Source organism: Thermus igniterrae ATCC 700962, assembly GCF_000376265.1.
GTDB classification, from domain to species: domain Bacteria; phylum Deinococcota; class Deinococci; order Deinococcales; family Thermaceae; genus Thermus; species Thermus igniterrae.
In genome coordinates, this window is sequence record NZ_AQWU01000019.1 from 1 (window position 1) to 6524 (window position 6524).

Consider the following 6524-nt stretch of genomic DNA (forward strand, 5'->3'; position numbering starts at 1 on the left):
CTCACCTTGCCGCGGTACTCCTCCTTGAGGACGAGGAAGGCGGCCACGGTTTCTCCGCGGTAGGGGTCGGGGACGCCCACCACGGCGGCTTCCTGGACGGCGGGGTGGGCGTAGAGGACCTCTTCCACCTCGCGGGGGTAGATGTTGTAGCCGCCGGCGATGATCATGTCCTTTTTGCGGTCCACGATGTAGAAGTAGCCGTCGGGGTCCATTTTGGCCAGGTCGCCGGTGAAGAGCCAGCCGTCCTTGAGGGCGCGCCCGGTTTCTTCGGGGCGGTTCCAGTAGCCTTTCATGATGTTGGGCCCCCTGACGATGAGTTCGCCCACCTCCCCCACGGGGACTTCCCTGCCTTCCTCGTCCACCACCCTGGCCTCCACGCCGGGGAAGGGCAGCCCCACGCTCCCAAGCCGCCTTTCCCCATAGAGGGGGTTGCAGTGGGTCACCGGGCTGGCCTCGGTGAGGCCGTAGCCCTCCACCAGCTTGGCCCCGGTGAGGGCCTCAAAGCGCTCCGCCACCTCCAGGGGCAGGGGAGCCGAGCCGGAGATGCAGGCCCGGACGCTTTGCAGGTTGCGCCCCTCGATGCCGGGAAAGTTATTGAAGGCCACGTAGAGGGTGGGCACCCCGGGGAAGAGGGTGACCCGGTGCTTCTCAATGGCCTCCACGATGGGGCCAATCTCCGGCCGGGGCAGGAGGACCAGCTTGGCCGCCCCCAAAAGGGCCAGGTTCATGGCCACGGTCATGCCGTAGACGTGGAAGAAGGGGATGGCCCCCAGGACCACCTCCTCCCCCTCCTTGAAGTCCGGGATCCAGGCCCGCACCTGCAGGGCGTTGGCGGCCAGGTTGCCGTGGGTGAGCATGGCCCCCTTGGCCACCCCGGTGGTCCCCCCGGTGTACTGCAAGAGGGCCAGGTCGTCCAGCCCCAGGGCCACGGGCTCGGGGCTTCCCGGCCTGAGGAAGGCCCGCCAGGGGATGCCCTCCAGGGCCCTGGGCCACTGCCCCTTGCGCTTTTGCATGAGGGGGTAGAGGAGGTTCTTGGGGAAGGGGAGGTAGTCCTGGATGCCCGTGCGCACCAGCACCTCCACCGGGGCCTCCTCCTTCACCTCCTGGTAGCGGGGCAGGAGGAGGTCCAGGATGACCAGCACCTTGGCCCCGGAGTCCCGAAGCTGGTGCCTCAGCTCCCGGGGGGTGTACATGGGGTTGGTGTTCACCGCCACCCCGCCCGCCAGCAGGGTGCCGAAGAAGGCGATGACGAACTGGGGGGAGTTGGGGAGCATGATGGCCACCCGGTCCCCGGGCCTTAGCCCGGCCTCCTGTAGCCCCCTGGCGAAGGCTTCTATTTGCTGCCAGAGGGCCTGGTAGGGGATACTTCGCCCCAGGAACTCCAGGGCCACCTTCTGGGGGTAGCGCTGGGCGTTGGCCTTCAGGAGCTCGGTCAGGGGCTTGGGCTTTGGGGCCTCCTGGGGAACCCCGGGGTCGTAGTGGGTGTGCCAAGGCTTCATGGCGCCTCCTTGAACCGGGTCAAAGTCTACCCCCCACCTGCCTTTGCGGCAAGGGGCTTATGGCCTGAAGTAGCGGTAGGGGGGCCCCTCCCGGTCCAAAACGCCCTCGTGCCGCAGGTACTCCAGGTGGGCCAGGGTCTCGGCGAAGGCGAAGCGCCGTCCGGCGGGGTCCAGCTCCTGGGGAAAGAGCTTTAGGGAGAGTTCCCAGGCGCTTTGCGGCCTTTCCAGGTGGTGGAGGAGGGCCTGGAGGCGCTCCTCGTGGTGCAGGAGGAGTTCCTCCGCCCGCTTTCTCACCTCGAGGATGGGGCCAAAGTGCCCCGCGTAGGCCACCCGGGCAGGGAGTTCTCCCAGGCGCCTTAAGGAGGCCAGGAAGTCCTTAAGGGGGTTGGCCCGGGTGTAGGCCCAGAGGCCCACGTTGGGGGAGACCCGCTCCAAAAGGGCATCCCCTGCCAGGAGCACCCCCTCTTCCTCCAGGAGGAAGGCCGCGTGGCCGTCCGCATGGCCCGGGGTCCAGACCACCCGCAGGCGGCGGCCCGCCACCTCCAGCACCTCCCCATCCCGCAAGGGGATGGGGCTTTGCGGGGGATGGACCCGCTCCCGGGTCTTGGCCATGGTCTCCCGGATGCCCGAAAGGGCTTCCTCCGGGGTGCCGTGCTCCAGGAAAAGCTGCCAGGAGGCCTCCTCAAAGGCCTCAGGCTCCAGCCAGAAGCGGTGCCCCCGGGGAAGCTCCTCCTCGTGGAGGTAGACCCTGGCCCCCAGGCCCTCAAAGAACCCCGCCAGGCCGTAGTGGTCGGGGTGGTGGTGGGTGAGGAGGACGGTCTTCACGTCCTGGAAGCAGAGGCCAAGCTCCGCCAGGTAGAGCTCCAGGGTTCCCCGGGCGGTCCGGGTGCCTAAGGCGGTGTCCAGGAGGGCCACCTCCCCCTCGCCCCTCAGGAGGTAGAGGTTCACCGTCTGCAGGGGGTAGGGGATGGGGACGGGAAGGAGGTAGAGGCCGGGCAGGAGGGCCTTCATAGGAGGGCCTCGAGGAGGAGGAGAGCCGCCAGGAAGGGGTCCTTTTCCTCTAGGTGCCAGGGGAAGCGGAAGCCTCCCTCCCCGTCGGCCTCCACCTCCCTCCCCTTGAGCCTTTCCGCCACGCCTTCGGGGGGCAGGAACTCCCCCCCGGGCAGGAGCACGGCCAGCCGGTCCGCGTCCCCGTCCAGGGCGAACCCCACCGCCGGGGGTTCCTGGGCCTTCAGGAGCACCCGCAGGGTGTTCAGGTTCTCCGGCCTGGGGTCGGGGTCCACCCCGTAGAAGAGGGGGTGGGGGACCGGGTGGAGCTCCCGGAGCTCCGCCTCGAGGCCCAGGGCCTTGAAGAGGGCGGGCATGAGGCCTCCCCCCGCCCCCCCCAGGGTGTCCAGGTAGACCACCCCCTTCTTCCCGGGGTCCAGGCCCTGGGCGCTGGCCTTAAGGCGTTCCAGATAGCCCTTCCTGGCGTCCAGGAGGGCGTAGGGGCCCCGTTCCCGCGGGGTTTCCTGAGGAAGGGCCAGGGCCTCCCCGGAAAGGGGTCTACCAGGCCCCAGGCGGAGCTTCACCCCCTGGTAGCGGGCGGGTTTGCGGCTGGCCGTGAGGTAAAACCCCCCTGCCCCCAGCTCCTTCAGGGCGTGGCCGAAGAGGGGCAGGGGTGCGGGGCCCTTGAGGAGGTGGGTTTCCAGCCCTAGGCCGGCCAGCACCCCGGCCGCCTCCTCGGCCATCTCCCGGGCCAGGAAGCGGGTGTCGTGGGCCACCACCACCCGGCCCACCCCCTCGGCCACAAGCCGCTCCCCGAACCCCGCTGCCAGGCGGCCCAAGGCGGCGAAGGTGAAGCCCTTGGCCATCTCTCCCAGGAAGCCTTCCTGCGTGGGGTAGAGCTCCATGCCCTAGAGTCTACCCCGTGGTACACTCTCCCCCGTGAACGAGGAGCTCCTTCACTCCCTCAACGAGGCCCAGCGCCAGGCGGTCCTGCACTTTGAGGGGCCGGCCTTGGTGGTGGCCGGGGCGGGGAGCGGTAAGACCCGCACCGTGGTCCACCGGGTGGCCTACCTCATCGCCCACCGGGGAGTCTTCCCCTCGGAGATCCTGGCGGTCACCTTCACCAACAAGGCCGCCGAGGAGATGAAGGAGCGCCTGAAGCGCATGGTGAAGGGGGCGGGGGAGCTTTGGGTCTCCACCTTCCACGCCGCCGCCCTGCGTATCCTCCGGGTCTATGGGGAACGGGTGGGGTTGAAGCCGGGCTTCGTGGTCTACGACGAGGACGACCAGACGGCCCTCCTCAAGGAGGTCCTGAAGGAGCTGGGGCTTACCGCCAAGCCGGGGCCCATCCGGAGCCTCCTGGACCGGGCCAAGAACCAGGGGGTGGCCCCGGAAAGCCTGGTGGCGGAGTTGCCCGAGTTCTACGGGGGCCTTTCCCGGGGGCGGCTTCAGGACGTCCTGGTCCGCTATGGGGAGGCCTTGCGGGCCCAGGGGGCCCTGGACTTCGGGGACATCCTCCTCAAGGCCCTGGAGCTCCTGGAGGGGGACGAAGAGGTCCTGAAGCGGGTGCGGCGGCGGGCCCGCTTCATCCACGTGGACGAGTACCAGGACACCAACCCCGTGCAGTACCGCTTCACCCGGCTTCTGGCGGGGGAGGAGGCCAACCTCATGGCCGTGGGGGACCCGGACCAGGGCATCTACTCCTTCCGGGCCGCGGACATCCGGAACATCCTGGAGTTCACCCGGGACTACCCCGGGGCCCGGGTGTACCGCCTCGAGGACAACTACCGCTCCACCGAGGCCATCCTCCGCTTCGCCAATGCCGTCATCGCCCAAAACGCCCTGCGCCTGGAGAAGACCCTGCGCCCCGTGCGCGCCGGGGGTGAGCCCGTGCGCCTCTTCCGGGCTCCCGATGCCCGGGAGGAGGCCCGCTTCGTGGCCGAGGAGGTCCTCCGCCTGGGGCCTCCCTTTGAGCGCGTGGCCGTCCTCTACCGCACCAACGCCCAAAGCCGCCTCCTGGAGCAGGCCCTGGCCTCCCGGGGCATCCCCGTGCGGGTGGTGGGTGGGGTGGGCTTCTTTGAGCGGGCGGAGGTGAAGGACCTCCTGGCCTACGCCCGGCTTTCCCTGAACCCCCTGGACGTCGTGAGCCTGAAGCGGGTGCTCAACACCCCGCCCCGGGGCATCGGCCCGGCCACCGTGGAAAAGGTGCAGGCCATGGCCCAGGAAAGGGGGCTTCCCCTTTACGAGGCCCTGAAGGTGGGGGCCGAGGTCCTGCCCCGCCCGGAGCCCCTGCGCCACTTCCTGGCCCTCATGGAGGAGCTTCAGGACCTGGTCTTCGGCCCGGCGGAGGCCTTTTTCCGCCACCTCCTCGAGGCCACGGACTACCCCAACTACCTCAAGGAGGCCTACCCCGAGGACCACGAGGACCGCCTGGAAAACGTGGAGGAGCTCCTGCGGGCGGCCAAGGAGGCCGAGGGGCTCATGGACTTCCTGGACCGGGTGGCCCTCACCGCTCGGGCGGAGGAGCCCGGGGAGACCGGGGGCCGGGTGGCCCTCATGACCCTGCACAACGCCAAGGGCCTGGAGTTCCCCGTGGTCTTTTTGGTGGGGGTGGAGGAGGGGCTTCTGCCCCACCGCTCTTCCCTGAGCACCCTGGAGGGCCTCGAGGAGGAGCGCCGGCTCTTCTACGTGGGCATCACCCGGGCCCAGGAACGGCTCTACCTTTCCTACGCCGGCGAGCGGGAGGTCTACGGCCGCACCGAGCCCACCCGCCCAAGCCGCTTCCTGGAGGAGGTGGACCCCACCCTCTACGAGGAGTACGACCCCTACCGGCCCCCGAGGCCGGTCCCGCCCCCTCATCGGCCCAAGCCGGGGGCCTACAAGGGAGGGGAGAGGGTCTTCCATCCCCGTTTCGGCCCCGGCACCGTGGTGGCGGCCTCCGGGGACGAGGTGACCGTGCACTTTGAGGGGGTGGGCCTGAAGCGCCTCTCCCTCAAGTACGCCGACCTGCGCCCCGCCTAGAGGAGGCAAGCCCATGTGGCCCCCCTACCACACCCCCCGGCCCCTGGTGTTCTTCTACCGCCGCCCCTCCCTCCTTTTTGACCGCCTGGTGGCCGAGGTGGCCGCAGCCAAGCTCCCCCTCTTCCCCTACCCGGTGGAGGGGGAAGACCCCTGGAAAGCTTTGCCTTGCCTGGCCCCCTTGGGGCTCTCCGGCATGCTTCTGGCCGAGGCCCTGCCCCCGCCTGAGGGGGTGCGCCTCGAGCCCGAGGCCCGGGAGGCGGGGGTCTTGGACCTCCTGGTGCCGGGGGTGGCGGGGCTTGTGGGCCAGTTCACCGAGGGCGTGGGCCTGGAGCGCTTCCTGGCGGCCCATTTCCCGGGGGCCCGGGCCCTCTGGCTTGGGCCCCTGCGCCCCGCTCTGGCCCCCTTCCTGCGGCCTCTGGGCCAGGTGTCCGTGGCCGGGGCCAGTTTTGCCGAGGGGGACAGCTTTTTGGCCCGCCTTCCCGAGCGGGCCCGGGGGCATGTGGTCCTGCGTGGGGAAGAGGTCCAGGCAGTGGCCCTTAAAGCGGACCTCATCCTCTATGCGGGTGGCAGGCTTTCCTTGGACAATCTGCAGCCTTTCCATGCCTTCCTGGCCCTGGTTCCCCTGGACCGGGCTTTGGGGGAGCGGGTGCAGGTGGTGTATGGCCTCGAGGACCTCCTTGCTTACCAGGTCCGGGTCGTGCTGGAAACTTTGGGCTATCCTCTGTGAGACCCCCCTTTCGGATATTCAATGCATACCCCCTTGACAAGCCAAAGGAAAAGGGGGCGCTTGGTGAGCTGTGGAAGAACACCAGACGCCCCCTTCCATCCTNCCCCTGNCCCTGGAGNAACTGGTCCCCCTGCTCCAGGCATGGCTCCAAGCCCGCTTGCCAGAAGGGGAGAGAAAACCCGGCAGGCCCAGGACCTTCTCCGACCTCAGCCTCTTTCTCTTCCACCTGGTCCGCGCCCTCCTGGGCTTCTCCAGCGAACGCATGCGCCGGGAACTGGCCCGCAACCCTA

The 6524-nt window shown here is 69.3% G+C and carries 5 protein-coding genes; 2 read left to right on the forward strand and 3 right to left on the reverse strand.

Annotation, left to right across the window (positions count from 1 at the left end; all coding sequences use genetic code 11):
• From B128_RS0100365 to B128_RS0100375, 3 genes are all read right to left on the reverse strand, one after another.
• The coding region (locus B128_RS0100365) for a long-chain-fatty-acid--CoA ligase (RefSeq protein WP_018110325.1) at positions 1-1499 on the reverse strand (1499 nt) is incomplete at its 3' end.
• A 57-nt stretch (positions 1500-1556) separates the two neighbouring features.
• Positions 1557-2510, reverse strand: a complete 954-nt coding sequence (locus B128_RS0100370; RefSeq protein WP_018110326.1) for an MBL fold metallo-hydrolase — start codon at positions 2508-2510, stop codon at positions 1557-1559.
• Positions 2507-3391, reverse strand: coding sequence for a phosphohexomutase domain-containing protein (locus B128_RS0100375; protein WP_018110327.1), 885 nt, complete (start codon positions 3389-3391; stop codon positions 2507-2509). The genes B128_RS0100370 and B128_RS0100375 overlap by 4 nt, the downstream gene beginning before the upstream one ends.
• Positions 3392-3425: 34 nt before the next feature.
• Here B128_RS0100375 and B128_RS0100380 point away from each other — a divergent pair, with 34 nt between their 5' ends.
• The gene (locus B128_RS0100380) at positions 3426-5507 is read left to right on the forward strand and encodes an ATP-dependent helicase (RefSeq protein ID WP_018110328.1); all 2082 of its coding nucleotides are present in this window, start codon (positions 3426-3428) and stop codon (positions 5505-5507) included.
• 13 nt (positions 5508-5520) lie between these two features.
• On the forward strand, positions 5521-6234 hold the full coding sequence (locus B128_RS0100385; protein WP_018110329.1) for a hypothetical protein: 714 nt from the start codon (positions 5521-5523) through the stop codon (positions 6232-6234).
• The last annotated feature ends 290 nt before the right edge of the window (positions 6235-6524 follow it).

What these genes read in the sequence shown, in the direction of transcription:
- B128_RS0100370 (WP_018110326.1), bottom strand. Translation starts at nt 2,510, where the DNA reads ATGAAGGCCCTCCTGCCCGGCCTCTACCTCCTTCCCGTCCCCATCCCC.
- B128_RS0100375 (WP_018110327.1), bottom strand. Translation starts at nt 3,391, where the DNA reads ATGGAGCTCTACCCCACGCAGGAAGGCTTCCTGGGAGAGATGGCCAAG.
- B128_RS0100385 (WP_018110329.1), top strand. Translation starts at nt 5,521, where the DNA reads ATGTGGCCCCCCTACCACACCCCCCGGCCCCTGGTGTTCTTCTACCGC.